This is a genomic window from Kluyvera sp. (assembly GCF_047971185.1).
Lineage (GTDB): Bacteria > Pseudomonadota > Gammaproteobacteria > Enterobacterales > Enterobacteriaceae > Kluyvera.
The window spans coordinates 1-17243 of record NZ_JBKDZH010000056.1; the positions used below are offsets into that span (position 1 = coordinate 1).

The 17243-nt window shown below is 57.3% G+C and carries 15 protein-coding genes and 1 pseudogene; 11 read left to right on the top strand and 5 right to left on the bottom strand.

What is annotated here, in order from left to right:
* Both ACK5JN_RS15950 and ACK5JN_RS15955 read left to right on the top strand, forming a co-directional pair.
* Positions 1-565: pseudogene (locus ACK5JN_RS15950) on the top strand (type I glyceraldehyde-3-phosphate dehydrogenase); the annotation flags it as partial.
* Positions 566-648: 83 nt separating this feature from the next.
* Entirely contained in the window at positions 649-1533 is an 885-nt protein-coding gene (locus ACK5JN_RS15955) for a D-hexose-6-phosphate mutarotase (protein WP_416871070.1), read from the top strand.
* A 47-nt stretch (positions 1534-1580) separates the two neighbouring features.
* Here the strand turns inward: ACK5JN_RS15955 and ACK5JN_RS15960 are convergent, their stop codons facing one another.
* Positions 1581-2432 (bottom strand): aldo/keto reductase, encoded by an 852-nt coding sequence (locus ACK5JN_RS15960; RefSeq protein WP_416871071.1) that lies wholly within the window; start codon positions 2430-2432, stop codon positions 1581-1583.
* Between the two features lie 172 nt (positions 2433-2604).
* Positions 2605-3351: a MipA/OmpV family protein gene (locus ACK5JN_RS15965; RefSeq protein ID WP_416871072.1), complete on the bottom strand. Its 747-nt coding sequence runs from the start codon at positions 3349-3351 to the stop codon at positions 2605-2607.
* 439 nt (positions 3352-3790) lie between these two features.
* Here ACK5JN_RS15965 and yeaG point away from each other — a divergent pair, with 439 nt between their 5' ends.
* The 7 genes from yeaG to ACK5JN_RS16000 all read left to right on the top strand — a co-directional run bounded on the left by yeaG (position 3791) and on the right by ACK5JN_RS16000 (position 13583).
* Positions 3791-5725: a protein kinase YeaG gene (yeaG, locus tag ACK5JN_RS15970; protein WP_163445726.1), complete on the top strand. Its 1935-nt coding sequence runs from the start codon at positions 3791-3793 to the stop codon at positions 5723-5725.
* Positions 5726-5836: 111 nt separating this feature from the next.
* Positions 5837-7120, top strand: coding sequence for a YeaH/YhbH family protein (locus ACK5JN_RS15975; RefSeq protein ID WP_167576146.1), 1284 nt, complete (start codon positions 5837-5839; stop codon positions 7118-7120).
* Between the two features lie 246 nt (positions 7121-7366).
* Positions 7367-8848, top strand: a complete 1482-nt coding sequence (gene dgcJ / locus ACK5JN_RS15980; RefSeq protein ID WP_416871073.1) for a diguanylate cyclase DgcJ — start codon at positions 7367-7369, stop codon at positions 8846-8848.
* Positions 8849-8868: 20 nt separating this feature from the next.
* A complete protein-coding gene (locus tag ACK5JN_RS15985) occupies positions 8869-9369 on the top strand; it encodes a YbaK/prolyl-tRNA synthetase associated domain-containing protein (RefSeq protein ID WP_416871074.1) in 501 nt (166 codons plus the stop codon).
* Positions 9370-9585: 216 nt separating this feature from the next.
* Complete coding sequence (locus ACK5JN_RS15990; protein ID WP_416871129.1) at positions 9586-10929, top strand: glycoside-pentoside-hexuronide (GPH):cation symporter; 1344 nt, start codon at positions 9586-9588, stop codon at positions 10927-10929.
* A 7-nt stretch (positions 10930-10936) separates the two neighbouring features.
* Positions 10937-12973 carry a TIM-barrel domain-containing protein gene (locus ACK5JN_RS15995; protein WP_416871075.1) on the top strand — a complete coding sequence of 679 codons (2037 nt, stop codon included), beginning with the start codon at positions 10937-10939 and terminating at the stop codon, positions 12971-12973.
* Positions 12974-13136: 163 nt separating this feature from the next.
* On the top strand, positions 13137-13583 hold the full coding sequence (locus ACK5JN_RS16000) for a DUF441 domain-containing protein (protein WP_416871076.1): 447 nt from the start codon (positions 13137-13139) through the stop codon (positions 13581-13583).
* Here ACK5JN_RS16000 and ACK5JN_RS16005 read toward each other — a convergent pair.
* Positions 13567-14361, bottom strand: coding sequence for an AraC family transcriptional regulator (locus ACK5JN_RS16005; RefSeq protein ID WP_416871130.1), 795 nt, complete (start codon positions 14359-14361; stop codon positions 13567-13569). The two genes, ACK5JN_RS16000 and ACK5JN_RS16005, sit on opposite strands and share 17 nt — an antisense overlap.
* A gap of 96 nt (positions 14362-14457) precedes the next feature.
* Here ACK5JN_RS16005 and ACK5JN_RS16010 point away from each other — a divergent pair, with 96 nt between their 5' ends.
* Positions 14458-15645: a CynX/NimT family MFS transporter gene (locus ACK5JN_RS16010; RefSeq protein ID WP_416871077.1), complete on the top strand. Its 1188-nt coding sequence runs from the start codon at positions 14458-14460 to the stop codon at positions 15643-15645.
* Positions 15646-15679: 34 nt separating this feature from the next.
* On the opposite strand, the gene ACK5JN_RS16015 is transcribed toward ACK5JN_RS16010, so the two are convergent.
* Positions 15680-16387 (bottom strand): CTP synthase, encoded by a 708-nt coding sequence (locus tag ACK5JN_RS16015; RefSeq protein WP_416871078.1) that lies wholly within the window; start codon positions 16385-16387, stop codon positions 15680-15682.
* Positions 16388-16527: 140 nt separating this feature from the next.
* Here ACK5JN_RS16015 and ACK5JN_RS16020 point away from each other — a divergent pair, with 140 nt between their 5' ends.
* Positions 16528-16872 (top strand): DUF488 domain-containing protein, encoded by a 345-nt coding sequence (locus ACK5JN_RS16020; protein WP_416871079.1) that lies wholly within the window; start codon positions 16528-16530, stop codon positions 16870-16872.
* 34 nt (positions 16873-16906) lie between these two features.
* Here the strand turns inward: ACK5JN_RS16020 and ACK5JN_RS16025 are convergent, their stop codons facing one another.
* A complete protein-coding gene (locus ACK5JN_RS16025; protein ID WP_416871080.1) occupies positions 16907-17212 on the bottom strand; it encodes a hypothetical protein in 306 nt (101 codons plus the stop codon).
* Positions 17213-17243 lie beyond the last annotated feature (31 nt).

Here is a 17243-nt window from a genome sequence, read left to right on the forward strand (position 1 = left end):
CGTTTCTAACGCATCCTGCACCACCAACTGCCTGGCTCCGCTGGCAAAAGTTATCAACGACAACTTCGGCATCATCGAAGGTCTGATGACCACTGTTCACGCGACCACCGCAACTCAGAAAACCGTTGATGGCCCGTCTCACAAAGACTGGCGCGGCGGCCGCGGCGCATCCCAGAACATCATCCCGTCCTCTACCGGTGCTGCTAAAGCGGTAGGTAAAGTACTGCCAGAACTGAATGGCAAACTGACCGGTATGGCGTTCCGCGTTCCTACCCCGAACGTATCCGTAGTTGACCTGACCGTTCGTCTGGAAAAAGCTGCTTCTTACGAAGAAATTAAGAAAGCAATCAAAGCTGCTTCCGAAGGCGCAATGAAAGGCGTTCTGGGTTACACCGAAGACGACGTTGTATCTACCGATTTCAACGGTGAAGTTTGCACTTCCGTATTCGATGCTAAAGCGGGTATCGCTCTGAACGACAACTTCGTGAAACTGGTTTCCTGGTATGACAACGAAACTGGTTACTCCAACAAAGTTCTGGACCTGATCGCTCACATCTCCAAATAAGTTGAGATGAGAAACTGATCCAAAAAGGCGACCTCGGTCGCCTTTTTTTATGGCTAAAAGTTTTCAACACCAAGGATTGCATCATGATTAAGACAATTTTCGCTCTCCCGGTTATCGAACAGCTTACCCCTGTCCTCTCCCGCCGCCAGCTGGATGAACTGGACGTTATCGTCGTCGACCACCCGAAAGTTAAAGCCTCCGTCGCCTTCCAGGGCGCTCACCTGCTCTCGTGGAAACCGGAAGGCGAAAAAGAAGTGCTGTGGCTAAGCGATAACACCCCGTTCAAAGACGGCGTCGCCATTCGCGGCGGCGTGCCGATCTGCTGGCCATGGTTTGGCCCAGCGGCGCAGCAGGGCTTCCCGGCCCACGGCTTTGCACGTAACCTGCCGTGGGAGCTGAAGGCGCACAATGAAGACGATAACGGCGTGGTGCTGACCTTTGAGCTGAAAAGCAGCGATGCCACCCGTCAGTACTGGCCGCACGAGTTCAGCCTGCTGGCCCGCTTCAAGCTGGGTAACACCTGCGAAATGGAGCTGGAAGCGCACGGTGAATTTGAAACGACGACCGCGCTGCACACCTACTTCAACGTCGGTGATATCCACGCGGTCAAAGTCAGCGGGCTCGGCGATCGTTACATCGATAAAGTGCAGAATGCAGAAATCGGCGAGCTGAGCGACGGCGTACAGACCTTCCCGGATCGTACCGACCGCGTTTATCTGAATCCGGAAGCCTGCAGCGTGATCCACGATGCCTCGCTACAGCGCGCGATCGACGTCATCCACCACCATCACGTCAACGTAGTGGGCTGGAACCCAGGCCCGGCGCTGTCCGTCAGCATGACCGACATGCCGGATGACGGCTACAAGACCTTCGTCTGCGTCGAAACCGCCTGCGCCAGCGCAACCCAGAAAGCAACGGAAGAAAAACCGGCGCGTCTGTCGCAGACCATTAAAGTCGCGAAACGCTAAGCTTTCCCTCACCCGGCGGCGCGTTGTGACGCCGGGTTTCTCCCCTCCTACACCACATCCAGCGCGACTTTTCTTCCGGGAGCCGGAAACGCTCTCTCCAGACTCGCCAGATCGTCTGCCGTCAGCCTCAGCTGCAAAGCTGCCGCGTTTTCTTCGACGTGGGCTATCGTCGCCGCCTTTGGTATCGCCATCACTCCCTGATGCTGGATGACCCACGCCAGCAGCACCTGTGCAGGCGTCACGCCGTGGGCGTTCGCCACCGCCTGAACCTGCGGGTGCGCCAGCAGCCCGCTGCGTAAACGTCCGGCCTGTGCCAGCGGGCAGTAGGCCATGACCGGAATCGCCTGCGATTGACACCAGGGCAGCAGTGAATGCTCAATGCCACGGGAGGCCAGATGATAAAGCACCTGGTTGGCGGCACAGTCGCGACCACCGTCTGTCTGCCACAGTTCATGCATATCCTCAATATCGAGGTTGGAAACGCCCCAGCGGCGAATTTTCCCCTGTGCCACCAGCGCCTGCATCGCTTCTACCGTTTCCGCCAGCGTAAAATCGCCGCGCCAGTGCAGCAGGTAGAGATCGATTACCTCAGTCTCCAGTCGACGCAGGCTGCCTTCACAGGCGTTGGCCATTTGCCGTCCGCCCGCGTTCCACGGATACACTTTGGATACCAGGAATACCTTATCGCGCTGGCCACGAATCGCCTCACCGACCACCTGCTCCGCGCCGCCTTCCGCATACATCTCGGCGGTATCAATGAGCGTCAGCCCTGAATCGATCCCGGCACGCAGCGCCGCCACTTCCTGCCGGCGGCGAGCGCGGTTTTCACCCATGTACCAGGTTCCCTGACCGATCGCCGGCAGCGATTGGCCGCAAAAATGAATGCTGCTGTCCGTCATAGGTCCCTCCTGTTCACTGGTTCTACCGTAAAGGATAACCGTTCTGCGGTCCGCTGTTGTGTTGCCCAAATTGTGCGCACCATCATCGTGCATTCGCCCAACTACGCCCTGTTTTAGTGCATAAAAAAAGCCCGCCGGGCGGCGAGCTTTTGCACATCATCACGCGACATGATTAGAAGGTGTAGGTGATACCGGTAGACAGCAGGCCGGTCCAGCTCTTATCAACCATCGGGCTGTCGGTAATTTCGTCGGACAGGCGGGTGTAACGCGCGGTACCGTATACGCTCCAGCTACCGGCGAAGCGATAGTTAGCGCTCAGCTCCAGATACGGATTCCAGCTGCTGTCCGGGCTATAGCTGCGCAGGCCGCTACGCGCCGACTCACGACGGGATACGCCATAGTAGTAGTCGTTCTGGTTTTCACTGTTCCACTCCACGCCGATGCCTGGCGTCAGGGTCAAAGCGCCGTTGGTGTAACGGTAAACCCAGCCCAGATCCCAGACCAGACCGTTGCTTTTATCCAGCGTGTCGCCGGCCAGCGTCGTACGCAGTGAACCATATTGGGTGTGGTGGAACCAGGACACGCCGGCCATCATCGTGGACTGACGACGGTCCAGTTTACGCAGCTGGCTGTTGTCGCTGTCGCCTGGCTTGAAGTACATCGGCGACCAGTAGGCCGTCAGGGAAAGCTGGTCGGTGCCATCATTCCACAGGTAGTAACCGCCACCTAAGCCACGGAACCAGAAGTTGTCCCCTTCATAATTGATAACTGGAACGGGATACACATCATGGTCGTACTGCTTGTAAGGATGTTCGACGATCCCCACGCCTGCGCCCAGCGTGAACTTACTTTCAGCCTGTACCGCAGTAGCCGAAGTGGCAATCAGGACCCCTAATGCAAGAAGTTTGATTCGATTCACAATCTGTAATTCCTTTTTATTCAACGTATCAGCTGCGGAAGTTTACCTTTCACACCGCCCTACGACAAATTTTTTACCTGTAATTACACATTATGACTTGCCATTATCTCTGCCAACAATGTCAACACACTTGCAAATGCGTGACAGTTATATGAAAGCACAAAAAAGATGAAAAGATTTAATGCCCGTATTTTTTGATGAGTTATTGATATGTCATTGAAAATCGATTTTATCGCCATGCAAGTTTTGCAAATGCCATCTACGCTTATTTTTAGAAGACGTAATTGCTGCAAAACGTCACGGCTCATTGTCCGCCAACCTGGCACACGGGTTGCTGGATCAAGGTTGAGCGTCGTTCGGCTTACCTCTTCCGGGAGCCCCCATTATTCATACCAACGGCTCTTAACCTGTGCTAAAAAAAACGAAAGGACGGCATGCCATGAATATATTCGATCACTATCGCCAGCGCTATGAAGCTGCCAAGGACGAAGAGTTCACACTGCAGGAGTTTCTTGCTGTATGTAAGCAGGATCGCAGTGCCTATGCTAACGCGGCAGAACGGCTATTAACGGCTATTGGCGAGCCGATAATGGTTGATACCGCCCAGGAACCGCGGCTTTCCCGTCTCTTTTCGAACCGAGTCATCGGGCGCTACCCGGCGTTCGAAGAGTTTTACGGCATGGAAGAAGCCATTGAGCAGATAGTTTCCTATCTGAAACACGCCGCCCAGGGACTGGAAGAGAAAAAACAGATCCTCTACTTACTGGGGCCGGTTGGCGGCGGTAAATCGTCGCTGGCTGAACGCCTGAAATCCCTGATGCAGCGGGTGCCGATTTACGTGCTGAGCGCCAACGGCGAACGCAGCCCGGTTAACGACCATCCGTTGTGCCTGTTTAACCCGCAGGAAGACGCGCAGATTCTGGAAAAAGAGTACGGCGTGCCTACCCGCTACCTCGGCACCATCATGTCGCCGTGGGCGGCAAAACGCCTGCACGAGTTTGGCGGCGACATCACCAAATTTCGCGTGGTGAAAGTGTGGCCGTCGATTCTCGAACAGATCGCAATTGCCAAAACCGAGCCGGGCGATGAGAACAACCAGGATATCTCCGCGCTGGTCGGTAAGGTCGATATTCGTAAACTGGAACACTACGCGCAGAACGATCCGGATGCCTACGGCTACTCCGGCGCATTGTGCCGCGCCAACCAGGGGATCATGGAATTCGTCGAGATGTTTAAAGCGCCCATTAAGGTGCTGCATCCGCTGCTGACCGCGACCCAGGAAGGTAACTACAACGGTACCGAAGGGATTTCCGCCCTGCCGTTTAACGGCATTATTCTCGCCCACTCGAACGAATCTGAGTGGGTCACCTTCCGTAACAATAAAAACAACGAGGCGTTCCTCGACCGTGTATACATCGTCAAGGTGCCTTACTGCCTGCGGATCTCCGAAGAGATCAAAATTTACGAGAAGCTGCTTAACCACAGTGAGCTGACCCATGCGCCGTGCGCGCCGGGCACCCTGGAAACGCTGTCGCGCTTCTCGATTCTTTCGCGTCTCAAAGAGCCGGAAAACTCCAGCATCTACTCGAAAATGCGCGTCTACGACGGCGAGAGCCTGAAAGATACCGACCCGAAAGCGAAATCGTACCAGGAGTATCGCGACTACGCGGGCGTGGACGAAGGGATGAACGGTCTATCGACCCGCTTCGCCTTTAAAATCCTCTCGCGGGTGTTTAACTTCGACCACGCCGAAGTGGCGGCCAACCCGGTGCATCTGTTCTACGTGCTGGAGCAGCAGATTGAGCGCGAACAGTTCCCGCAGGAGCAGTCAGAGCGCTATCTGGAGTTCCTGAAAGGCTATCTGATCCCGAAATACGCCGAGTTTATCGGCAAAGAGATCCAGACGGCGTACCTCGAATCCTATTCCGAATACGGACAAAACATTTTCGACCGTTATGTCACCTACGCGGATTTCTGGATTCAGGATCAGGAATACCGCGACCCGGATACCGGCCAGCTGTTCGACCGTGAATCGCTGAACGCCGAGCTGGAGAAAATTGAGAAGCCTGCCGGGATCAGCAACCCGAAAGACTTCCGTAACGAGATCGTCAACTTTGTGCTGCGCGCCCGCGCCAACAACAACGGCCGCAATCCGAACTGGACGAGCTATGAGAAGCTGCGCACGGTCATTGAGAAGAAAATGTTCTCCAATACCGAAGAGCTGCTGCCGGTCATTTCGTTCAACGCGAAGACCTCAACCGACGAGCAGAAGAAGCACGACGATTTTGTCGACCGGATGATGGAAAAAGGCTACACCCGCAAGCAGGTTCGCCTGCTGTGCGAGTGGTACCTGCGCGTGCGTAAGTCGTCTTAACAGTCTGCCCGGTGGCGCGTGCGCTTACCGGGCCTACAACAATGTCCCGTAGGCCGGCGTTTCCGGCACTTACAGGCGCTGCAAGTTGGCACATGCAGTACGGGGGGATTTATGACCTGGTTCATTGACCGGCGTCTGAACGGCAAAAACAAGAGCGCGGTTAACCGCCAGCGCTTCTTGCGCCGTTATAAAGCGCAAATAAAACAGTCGATCTCCGAGGCCATCAACAAACGTTCGGTGACCGATATCGACAGCGGCGAATCTGTCTCTATTCCGACGGATGATATTAGCGAGCCGATGTTCCATCAGGGACGCGGCGGATTACGGCACCGGGTTCATCCCGGTAACGACCACTTTGTGCAAAACGATCGTATCGAGCGCCCCCAGGGAGGCGGAGGTGGCGGCGGTAGCGGTCAGGGCCAGGCCAGCGCCGACGGCGAAGGTCAGGACGAATTTGTATTTCAGATTTCCAAAGACGAGTATCTGGACCTGCTGTTTGAGGATCTGGCGTTGCCCAACCTGAAGCGTAACCAGCAGCGCCAGCTGACCGAGTTTAAAACCCATCGCGCGGGCTTCACCTCTAACGGCGTGCCCGCCAACATCAGCGTCGTGCGATCGCTGCAAAACTCCCTCGCCCGCCGTACCGCCATGACGGCAGGCAAGCGCCGCGAGCTGCACGCGCTGGAAGCCACGCTGGATGAAGTGGCCAAAAGCGAACCGGCGCAGCTGCTGGAAGAGGAGCGGTTACGCAAAGAGATCGCCGATCTGCGCGCGAAGATCGACCGCGTGCCGTTTATCGACACCTTTGACCTGCGCTACAAAAACTACGAGAAGCGGCCGGAGCCTTCCAGCCAGGCGGTGATGTTCTGCCTGATGGACGTCTCCGGTTCAATGGACCAGTCCACCAAGGATATGGCAAAACGCTTTTATATCCTGCTCTATCTGTTCCTGAGCCGGACTTATAAAAACGTCGAAGTCGTTTATATCCGCCATCATACGCAGGCAAAAGAGGTCGACGAGCACGAATTCTTCTATTCACAGGAGACCGGCGGCACGATCGTCTCCAGCGCCCTGAAGCTGATGGATGAGGTGGTGAAAGCCCGTTACGACCCGGCGCAGTGGAACATCTATGCGGCGCAGGCCTCGGATGGCGATAACTGGGCGGACGATTCGCCGCTGTGCCACGAAATACTGGCGAAGAAAATTCTGCCTGTGGTGCGCTACTACAGCTATATCGAAATTACCCGGCGGGCGCATCAAACCCTGTGGCGTGAGTACGAGCATCTGCAGCAGACGTTTGATAACTTTGCCATTCAGCATATCCGCGATCAGGAGGATATTTACCCGGTGTTCCGCGAGCTGTTCCATAAACAGGGTAGTACAGTCAAGGATTAATCAATATCAATCAGCCAGTTAACATATGTTTCTGGCTGATTGCCTACCCCACAAAATAACATCAGGATACTTTTGGGCCCTCTGGCGCAGAGAGGTACAGGGATAAAAGGAGATAAATCAGCGGCCTCGTCACAGAAAGCCCTCCCCCGATATTCGTAATACATTTTCGTGGCTAATGCTTTGCTAGTGATAGCGCCCCGCACATGGTAAAATTTCACATTACACGGAAGAACTTATAATTTCGCCATGAAACTGCAAAACAAAATACTCCGCTTCGTGATTTCATCCGGCGTGGTAATACTGACATCCTCATTTCTGATCTATGAGTTAATCTCAAGTCATCGGGATATGACGGATTATATGCGATATATCATAGACAAAGGAGAATCGGCCTTTCTCTATGATAAATATCAGAACCAGCTGATTATATCGCAACTCTCGCGAAAGATGGATGAAGCCCCTACCGTTGATGCGGCCACGAGAGCTTGTGACAGCGTGCAGCGCCTGGGCAATGTTGTCGGTCTGAACATTGACGGCCACAGCTACTCACCGCTCAAGGGTTCATTAACTGCGGGCAAAACGCCCTGCTCACAGTGGGTCCAGGACCTCCCTATGCTTGAGGCGTTTGATAGCGCAATTAGCAACGATATTGTCTGGAATCCCCTACTGCCTGACGATCTCAGACCGGAAAAGCGTTTTCGCTATTACATTGATTTGGTGAATCAATATATTTATTTTAATTCACCAGTCGTAATTAAAGACCCAACTTTAACCAGCTGGAATTTTCTTTATGGCGCACGTCTGGGAATTTCATCAGCCAGTCTGGAGAATTTATTTCTTGGTCGTACGGTGGTCTCCAGTATTTATGTCGACACCTTCACTCGTAAGAATATCTTAACTTTTCTGACGCCGGTTTATCGCCAGGAGCAGTTGAAAGGTATTGTCATGGTCGACCTGTCGCATCAGGATATGCGAGAAATTTTCTACACCCGCGATCGCCCGCTGGTCTGGCGTTACCTCGATATTTCGTTTACCGATTCCGACAACAACGCCAACATCGAGGTTCATCGCAGCGCGGCGCATTTGCTGAGCTACGTCAACTACTCGCGCCCGCTGGCGGAAAACATGCACGTGGTGCTGTCGCTGGACGTGATGTATTTCCTGCTCAGCTCCTGGAAACTGTTCCTCTTCTACCTGCTTACGACAGCAGTACTGCTGCACCTTGTACGCACCCATTTCCGCCTTTATCGGATGGTCAGCAAAGAGAACATCAGCGATTCGCTCACCGGATTGTATAACCGTAAAATCCTCTCACCGGTGCAAAGCATGCGCCTTCAGCGGCTGACCGAACAGGGCGCGAGCATCGTGATCATCGCGCTGGATCTCGACAAACTGAAGCATATTAATGACACCTGGGGACACAACGAAGGCGACCGGGCGATTATCATGCTGGCGCAGGCCATCTCCGCGACGGTACGCAAAAGCGACTATGCCGTGCGTCTTGGCGGCGACGAGTTCTGCATTATTCTGGTGGACTACGACGAGAAGGACGCGCAGTTAATTCCACAGCGAATCAAGGAACAACTGGCGCTTATCGACGACGATAATCGCGTCAGCTTCTCGTGGGGCGCCTATAAAATGTGCGTCGGGGACAATCTCGACGGCGCGATGGAAATTGCCGACCAACGTCTGTACCAGCAAAAGAAGCAGCGCCATCACGACACCTGACAGCATTAGGGGAGAAAAACATGATTGAGCCCGTATCACCCAACATCCACCAGCAGCTGCTGGCCCTGCTCGACGGCCAGCAGGCGCGCTACCGGGTGATGGAGCATGAAGCGGTAGGTAAATGTGAAGCCGTGTCGGAAATTCGCGGCACCGCGCTGGGCCAGGGCGCGAAAGCGCTGGTGTGCAAGGTAAAAGGCAACGGCGTCAACCAGCACGTGCTGGCGATCCTCGCCGCCGACCAGCAGGCCGACCTGTCGCGCCTGGCGCATCACGTTGGCGGGCTGAAGGCCTCGCTGGCCAGCCCCACCGAAGTGGATGCGCTGACGGCCTGCGTTTTTGGCGCCATCCCGCCGTTTAGCTTTCACCGCGCGCTGCGTCTTATTGCCGACCCGCTGCTGTTTGAACGCTTCGATGAAATTGCCTTTAACGCCGGCAGCCTGGAAAAATCGGTCATTCTCAACACCGCCGACTACCTGCGCATCGCCCAGCCGGAGCTGGTTGCCTTCCGCCGTCAGTCCTGACGCCCTCTCTTCAATCTGACTTACCCCTTCATTTGCCGGATATCAATCCGGTGAATGAATCGTTGCGCCCGTGTTACGTACTTTTTGTTACCGGTATCACGTAAAGCAGTTTACGTAAACGTAATACGGAATATCGCAATTGTTAACTCCCCGCACCCATCCACACTATATGGCGTCTTTCCCCACAATTGTACCTTAACGACACCAGGTGACATGATGAATACAAAAGTTACCCGTAAAGAAAAGATCAGCTATGGATTGGGCGACATGGCCAGCCACATCGGGCTGGATAACGTCATTATCTTCTTAACCTTCTACTATACCGACGTGGTGGGCCTACCGGCCGCCTTTGTCGGCACCATGTTCTTACTGGCCCGCACCGCCGACGCCATCATCGACCCGGCAATGGGCTATATGGCTGACCGCACGCGTTCTCGCTGGGGTAAATTCCGCCCATGGATGCTGTGGCTGGCCCTGCCGTTTGGTGTTAGCTGCCTGCTGACTTACGCCGTACCGCAGTCGCTGGACATGTCCGGCAAGATGATTTTCGCCAGCGTCAGCTACACCTTTATGATGCTGATGTATACCGCCATCAACATCCCCTACTGTTCAATGGGGGCGGTGATCACTCCGGATAACGACGAACGCATTTCGCTACAGTCCTGGCGCTTTTTCCTCGCCACCCTCGGCGGCGCGATGTCGACGTTCTTTATGATGCCGCTGGCCGAATATCTCGGCGGCGCGGACAAGCTGGCGGGCTATCGCTGGGCGATGGCGATTATGGCCAGCGCCGCGGTCATTATGTTCTGGTTCTGCTTTGCTAACACCCGCGAGCGCATCAAAGCCCCCGCCACCCACAATAACTATCTCGCGGAACTGCGCGATTTGCTGCGCAATGACCAGTGGCGCGTCGTCGCCGTACTGGTGATGACCAACATTGGTTTCGGCGTTATCCGCCTGGGCGCGATGATGTATTTCGTCACCTACTACCTCGGTAACGCTGCCTACTTTATGTGGATGCTGGCCGCACATATTATCGGCAAGGCCGCCGGCAGCCTGCTGGCGAAACGGTTGACCCGCAACGCCAATAAGGTACAGATGTTCGGCTACTGTTCCGTGCTGGCCGGGCTGCTGAGCATCGGGCTATTCTTCGCCCCGAAAGCGGTACTGGTGCTGGTTCCGCTCACCTTTATCGTCTCCACCCTTTATCAGTCTACGACCACCCTGATGTGGGTCATGATGGCCGACGTCGCCGACTACGGCGAATGGCGTCAGGGCAAACGTATGGACGGCATTATCTTCTCGACCTTCCTGGCCGTGCTTAAGCTGGGTATGGCGCTGAGCGGGGCCATCGTCGGCTGGACGCTCGGCTTCAGCGGCTACGTCGCCAACGCGCCGGAGCAAACGCCGCTGGCGATGCACTGCATCGTCGCGCTCTTTACCGTGGTGCCGGGCCTGCTGTCGCTCGGCGCATTCATCACCCTGCGCTGGTACAAGCTCGACGACCACACCATGCAGGAAATCAATCTCGCGAAAACCCAATCTCTCGTTAAAGGATGAGCCAACCATGAGCGAATTAATTCAGCACGCGAACGCTATTGAATGGCGTTTTGAACGACAGATCCTGCGCATTGAACCGTGGGGAGAAAACAGCCTGCGCGTGCGCGCCACCTGCGCTCCGGCGTTCAACGATGAACTGCACGCGCTGTTACCACCGGACAGCGGTCAGGCCGTCATTGCGCAGGATGCGGAAACGTTGACCTTAGCCCACGGCAACATTCGCGCGGTGCTGAACCTCAAAGGACAACTGGCGTTTTATAACCAGCGCGGCGAGCTGCTGCTGGAAGAGATGTGGCGTCAGCGTTCAACCGGTGGGATTGGCGCCAGCGAAAAGAGCCAGGACAAATACGTCAGCGCCCTGAAGCTGGACGGCCGCGAATTTAAACCGCTGCCCGGCGGCAAATACCAGCTCACGGTACGTTTTGAATCCCGCGACGGCGAGCGGCTGTACGGTATGGGCCAGTACCAGCAGCCGTGGCTGGATCTCAAAGGCTGCTCGCTGGAGCTTGCCCAGCGCAACTCGCAGGCCAGCGTGCCCTTTTTACAGTCCAGCCTCGGCTACGGCCTGCTGTGGAACAACCCGGCCATCGGGGAAGCGCGGCTTGCGAAAAACCACACCGAGTGGACGGCGCGCGTTACCGAAGAGATGGACTACTGGATCACCGCGGGGGATAGCGTCGCGCAGGTCACCCGCCAGTACGCCCGCGCCACCGGCACGCCGCCGCCCGCCCCGGCGTTTATCAGTGGGCTGTGGCAGTGCAAGCTGCGCTACCGCAATCAGCAGGAGGTGCTGGAGGTTGCCCGTGAATACCGCCGACGCAATCTGCCGCTATCGGTGATGGTGATCGACTTTTTCCACTGGCCGAACCAGGGGACCTGGTGTTTTGACCCGGTGGACTGGCCGGACCCGCAGGCGATGGTCGACGAACTGGAATCGCTGGGCATCAAGCTGATGGTTTCAGTCTGGCCGACGGTGGAAGCGCGCAGTCCGCTGTTCCCGCAGATGAAGGCCAAAGGCTGGCTGGTTACCAGCGACCGGGGCGTGCAGGTCAACCTCGACTTTATGGGCAACACCACCTTCTTCGATGCCACCCACCCGCAGGCGCGCCGGTTCGTCTGGGAGACGGTGAAGAAAAACTACTACGATCTCGGCATCAAGCTGTTCTGGCTGGACGAAGCGGAGCCGGAATACCGCGCTTATGATTTTGACAACTACCGCTATCACGCGGGCCCGGTGCTGGAGGTTGGCAACCGTTACCCGCGCGATTTTGCCCAGGGTTTCTACGACGGCCTGCGCGAGGCGGGCGAGCGCGATATCGTCAACCTGGTGCGCTGTAGCTGGGCGGGCAGCCAGCGCTACGGCGTGCTGGCGTGGTCCGGCGATGTGCACTCTTCATTCCACGCCTTCCGCAATCAGCTGGCGGCCGGGCTGAATATGGGGCTGGCGGGCATTCCATGGTGGACCACCGATATCGGCGGTTTCCAGGGCGGCAATATTCACGATCCGGCGTTCCACGAACTGCTGATTCGCTGGTTCCAGTGGGCGGTATTCTGCCCGGTGCTGCGTATGCATGGCTACCGTGAACCGCGCGTGCAGCCGCCGGAAAGCTACCGTCACGGCATTCCGCAGTGCGACAGCGGCTCGCCGAACGAGCTATGGAGCTACGGCGAGGAAAACTACGCCATCATGCAGCGCTGGCTTGAGGTGCGGGAAAGCCTGCGTCCCTACATTGATGCGCTGTATGACAATACCCACCGCCACGGTGACCCGCTGATGCGTCCGCTGTTCTGGCACTACCCGGACGAGCCGCAGAGCTGGCAGACGGAGGATCAGTATCTATTCGGCGAAGATCTGCTGGTCGCGCCGGTGATGCACGCCGGGCAGCGTCAGCGTGACGTCTGGTTACCGAGCGGCAACGCCTGGATTGGCCTTGATGGCGAGCGCTATCAGGGCGGACAGCGGATCGCCGTCGCCGCCGGGCTGGAGACGATTCCTCTGTTTATTCGCGAAGGTAGCCCATTAATCACGGTATTGGCCAAATAATCAGGCAAATGCCTGAAATCCATTACTAAGATTGAAAAAGACCTGTTTACGCGCCGCTTCTTGCGTAGAGTAGACAAACGAAAATACGTAGCCCGGTTAAGCGTCGCGACGCCGTGGCTACGAAATGCTGTCTTTTTCTCTTTTTGGCAAGGATTACCGTTCTATGCTCGATACCACTCTGCTGATCCTTCTGGGTCTGGCTGCGCTCGGCTTCGTGAGCCACAACACCACCGTCGCCGTCTCCATTCTTGTTCTGATCATCATCCGCGTTACGCCGCTGAGCACCTTTTTCCCGTGGGTGGAAAAACAGGGGCTTAGTATCGGCATCATCATTCTCACCATCAGCGTTATGGCACCCATTGCCAGCGGTGCGCTGCCCGCCAGTACGCTGATTCACTCTTTCGGCAACTGGAAATCACTGGTCGCTATCGCCGTTGGGGTGTTTGTCTCCTGGCTTGGCGGACGCGGCGTCACGCTGATGGGCAGCCAGCCGCATCTGGTGGCAGGGCTGCTGATAGGCACCGTGCTCGGCGTCGCGCTGTTTCGCGGCGTGCCGGTGGGGCCGCTGATTGCCGCAGGCCTGGTCTCGCTGCTTATTGGGAAGTCGTAGCCAGCGCCGCCAGATAACGCCCCGGCGTTTGCCCTAGCCCTTTGCGGAACATGGTGATAAACGCCGTGGTGGAGTCGTAGCCCAGCGATAGCGCAACCTGCTGAACGTTCAGGCCGCGCACCAGCATCTGTAGCGCGAGGATCAGCTGCAGCTGATGGCGCCAGCGGCGAAAGTTCAGCCCGGTCTCCTTGACCACCAGTCGCGCCAGATTGCGCTCGCTCATGGCAAAGCGGCTGGCCCACTGCGCCAGCGTCTGCCACTGCGCCGGTTCAGCTTCCATCGTCTCCACCATGACGCGAATTTTCGGATGCGCGGAGACCGGTAGCTGGAGCTGCTGCTCCGGCTGCTGCGGCAGCTCGTCAAACAGCACCTGTATCAACCGCTGGCTTTCTGCCGTCATACGCGCGCCTTCGTCCCGCTCGGCCAGCGTTAAAATCAGCTCCCGCACCAGCGGCGATATTTTCAGCGTGCAACAGTGAGCGGGCATCTGCGCCGCCCCCGGCTCGATAAACAAAAAGCACAGCTCCGCCTGTGGCGTGGCGCGGTTGCTGTGGGGGACTTCGCCGGGGATCCACACCGCAAACTGCGGCGGCACCATCCACATTGCGTTTTCCACCTCGCAGGTGATCGCCCCGTGAAGCGCCAGAATCAGCTGCCCCTTACGGTGCTGATGCTGGGGAATATGCTGCTCCCCTTCAACCACCTGAATACCAAAGGCCACCGCGGCGTCATCGTGGCTGTCCGGGTGATAGCCGCCTAAACCGAGTCCGAGCATTATTTTGTCCGAATTTAGCGATAATCTGTCATTTTAGCTTGATTTCAACGGCAGCTAAACCGGGTATCGTAGTTGCTCAATTTTCTGTTTGAGAACGCTATGTCTGACGCTGTTGCTTCTTCACAACGCCGCTGGCTGTTGATTGTCGGTATTTTACTCATCGCTTCAACGCTACGCGTCACCTTTACCGGCGCGGCACCGCTGCTTGACGCCATACGCGCCGAATATGGCCTGACCACCGCACAAACCGGGTTATTGACCACCCTGCCGCTGCTGGCCTTTGGGCTGGTATCGCCGCTGGCGGCCGGTATTGCCCGCCGACTGGGCATGGAACGCAGCCTGTTTATCGCCATGCTGCTGATTTGCGCCGGGATCGCCGTGCGTTCCCTACCGTCCGTCGCGCTGATGTTTATCGGTACCGCGGTTATTGGCTGCGGGATCGCGCTGGGCAACGTGCTGCTGCCGGGCCTGATTAAGCGGGATTTTTCCGGGCAGGTCGCCAAAATGACCGGAGCCTATTCCGTCACCATGGGGGCCGCGGCGGCGCTGGGCTCCGCGCTGGTGGTGCCGATTGCGCTGAGCGGCTTCGGCTGGCGCGGCGCGCTATTGCTGCTGATGGCCTTCCCGCTGCTGGCGCTGCTGCTGTGGTTACCGCAGTGGCGGGCATCGACGACCGCCACCGTTTCCAGTAGCGGCGCGATGCACAACCGTGGGATCTGGCGCTCGGCGCTGGCCTGGCAGGTGACGCTGTTCCTCGGGCTGAACTCCCTGGTTTATTACGTGATTATTGGCTGGCTGCCCGCCATTTTGATTAGTCAGGGCTATAGCGAAGCGCAGGCCGGGTCGCTGCACGGCCTGCTCCAGCTGGCGACCGCGGCCCCCGGCTTTGCGATTCCGCTGATCCTCCATCGACTCAAAGATCAGCGAGGGATCGCCATCGTCGTGGCGCTGATGTGTGCGGTCAGCGCGCTGGGTTACTGGATCTTCCCCTCACAGGCGGCGGTGTGGACGGTGATTTTCGGCTTCGGTTCCGGCGCAACCATGATTCTGGGCCTGACCTTTATCGGGCTGCGCGCCAGTTCGGCGCACCAGGCCGCCGCGCTCTCAGGCATGGCGCAGGCCGTGGGGTATCTGCTGGCGGCCTGCGGGCCACCGCTGATGGGCAAAATGCATGATGCCACCGGCGCCTGGCACCTGTCGCTGATGGCGGTCGCGGCGATTGCGCTGGTAATGGCGGTATTTGGCGGGCTGGCCGGGCGCGATAGAGAGATTCACGTCGGTCAATAGCGGGAGTGGCACACCAGGCCGGTGTGCCTCTGGTTTACTGCGCGGCAGCGTACAGGAAGGCCTGCACCAGCGGCGCCGGACGCCCCGCCAGCGCGTTGCGCTCATGCTGGAACAGCGTCGCCACGAAGAACGGATGCGTCACCAGCTCCACCGCGCGAATATCGCCATTGTCATCCCAGCCGGTCACCCGCAGCGGCTGAGTTTCCAGCTCGGCGGCGAAGTCGGCGGCAATTCCGTAGTTGCAGTGGTACCCTTCCTCAATGCTGTCGCGCCCGTAAGCCCGGGCAATCAGGGTATTAGCGCGCAGTTCGATGGTGTCGCTTTTTTCCACCAGCGAGCAGGTCAGCGGTGCGATAACCATTCGCCCTTCGCTGTCGGTCTCGGCATGCGCCGCATCTTCCCAGCCCATCACATTACGCGCGTATTCCAGAATCGCATGCTGGAAGCCGCCGCAGGTGCCGAGAAACGGCAGGCTGTTTTCACGCGCGTAGCGGACCGCGGTCAACGCGCCTTCGGTGTGCTGGTACGGGCTGGCAGGCACCAGCCAGATCGCGTCAAAATCAGCGAGATCGTCGGCACTTTTCACATCTTTTGTCGCCAGCCAGCGGTATTCAACCGGGAGTTCCATGACCGCTGCAGCATCATCAATCGCCAGCGGAATGGCCTGATGCGCGATAACGTCGGCGTTGTAGTCGCCAACCAGTGCAATACGAAGAGTGGGGGTTACGGTGGAGTTTTCCATGATCGGTCCTTATGGGCTGGCGTTAACGTACGGCATAAGGAGCCTCAGACTAGCGATGTCGGCGCGCAATAGCAATACCCGGCTAGCGAACCTCACCAAAGTTTGTGGTATGGTCAAAAGAGGATAAAGGGAGGACGGATATGATCCAGTGTAAACGCGTATACGAAGACGCCGCACCCGATGACGGCTACCGTGTTCTGGTTGATAGACTGTGGCCACGCGGCATCAAAAAGGAAGATCTCATCTACGATGAGTGGTGTAAAACCCTTGCCCCCTCCGCCGAGCTGCGCAAGGCCTATCACGGCGAAGTGATCGATTTTGCCAGTTTCTGCCAGCACTATCGCGACGAGCTATCCCACCATCTTGAGGATGGCCGCCGTCTGGCGGGCATTGCGCAAAAACAGGGGGTCACGCTGGTTTACGCCGCCGCGAACACCACGCAAAACCATGCGCGCGTGCTCGCCGACTGGCTGAAAAACCTGTAGCAGCCCCGACCCGCGACGTCGAACGGCGTCGCGTTTATCCGACCAACGCTTCTCGTTCACGCGCCGGCAGCACATCCGGTGTTAACGGCAGCAAATATTCAGAGCGGACAAAAGCAAAACCGTGTTGCCCCTCGCCGGCGCTGACTTCACCGGTCACCAGCCATAGCGCGCGCGGCGCGTCGGCGGACAGTTCGGTCATCACCCCGTTGACCGGGTTCAGGCAGCGCTCGCCTGGGTTAATCAGGGCAAAAAGCTCGACGCTCTTGCCAATATTGGCTCGACCAGCCGTCGTACGGGCACCGATGATTATCGCGGTAGCGCCCGGTTTCAGCGAAAACATACATCTCTCGTTAATCAGAATAATCCTGGAC

What these genes read in the sequence shown, in the direction of transcription:
- ACK5JN_RS15955 (WP_416871070.1), top strand. Translation starts at nt 649, where the DNA reads ATGATTAAGACAATTTTCGCTCTCCCGGTTATCGAACAGCTTACCCCT.
- ACK5JN_RS15960 (WP_416871071.1), bottom strand. Translation starts at nt 2,432, where the DNA reads ATGACGGACAGCAGCATTCATTTTTGCGGCCAATCGCTGCCGGCGATC.
- yeaG (WP_163445726.1), top strand. Translation starts at nt 3,791, where the DNA reads ATGAATATATTCGATCACTATCGCCAGCGCTATGAAGCTGCCAAGGAC.
- ACK5JN_RS15975 (WP_167576146.1), top strand. Translation starts at nt 5,837, where the DNA reads ATGACCTGGTTCATTGACCGGCGTCTGAACGGCAAAAACAAGAGCGCG.
- dgcJ (WP_416871073.1), top strand. Translation starts at nt 7,367, where the DNA reads ATGAAACTGCAAAACAAAATACTCCGCTTCGTGATTTCATCCGGCGTG.
- ACK5JN_RS15985 (WP_416871074.1), top strand. Translation starts at nt 8,869, where the DNA reads ATGATTGAGCCCGTATCACCCAACATCCACCAGCAGCTGCTGGCCCTG.
- ACK5JN_RS15990 (WP_416871129.1), top strand. Translation starts at nt 9,586, where the DNA reads ATGAATACAAAAGTTACCCGTAAAGAAAAGATCAGCTATGGATTGGGC.
- ACK5JN_RS15995 (WP_416871075.1), top strand. Translation starts at nt 10,937, where the DNA reads ATGAGCGAATTAATTCAGCACGCGAACGCTATTGAATGGCGTTTTGAA.
- ACK5JN_RS16000 (WP_416871076.1), top strand. Translation starts at nt 13,137, where the DNA reads ATGCTCGATACCACTCTGCTGATCCTTCTGGGTCTGGCTGCGCTCGGC.
- ACK5JN_RS16010 (WP_416871077.1), top strand. Translation starts at nt 14,458, where the DNA reads ATGTCTGACGCTGTTGCTTCTTCACAACGCCGCTGGCTGTTGATTGTC.
- ACK5JN_RS16015 (WP_416871078.1), bottom strand. Translation starts at nt 16,387, where the DNA reads ATGGAAAACTCCACCGTAACCCCCACTCTTCGTATTGCACTGGTTGGC.
- ACK5JN_RS16020 (WP_416871079.1), top strand. Translation starts at nt 16,528, where the DNA reads ATGATCCAGTGTAAACGCGTATACGAAGACGCCGCACCCGATGACGGC.
- ACK5JN_RS16025 (WP_416871080.1), bottom strand. Translation starts at nt 17,212, where the DNA reads ATGTTTTCGCTGAAACCGGGCGCTACCGCGATAATCATCGGTGCCCGT.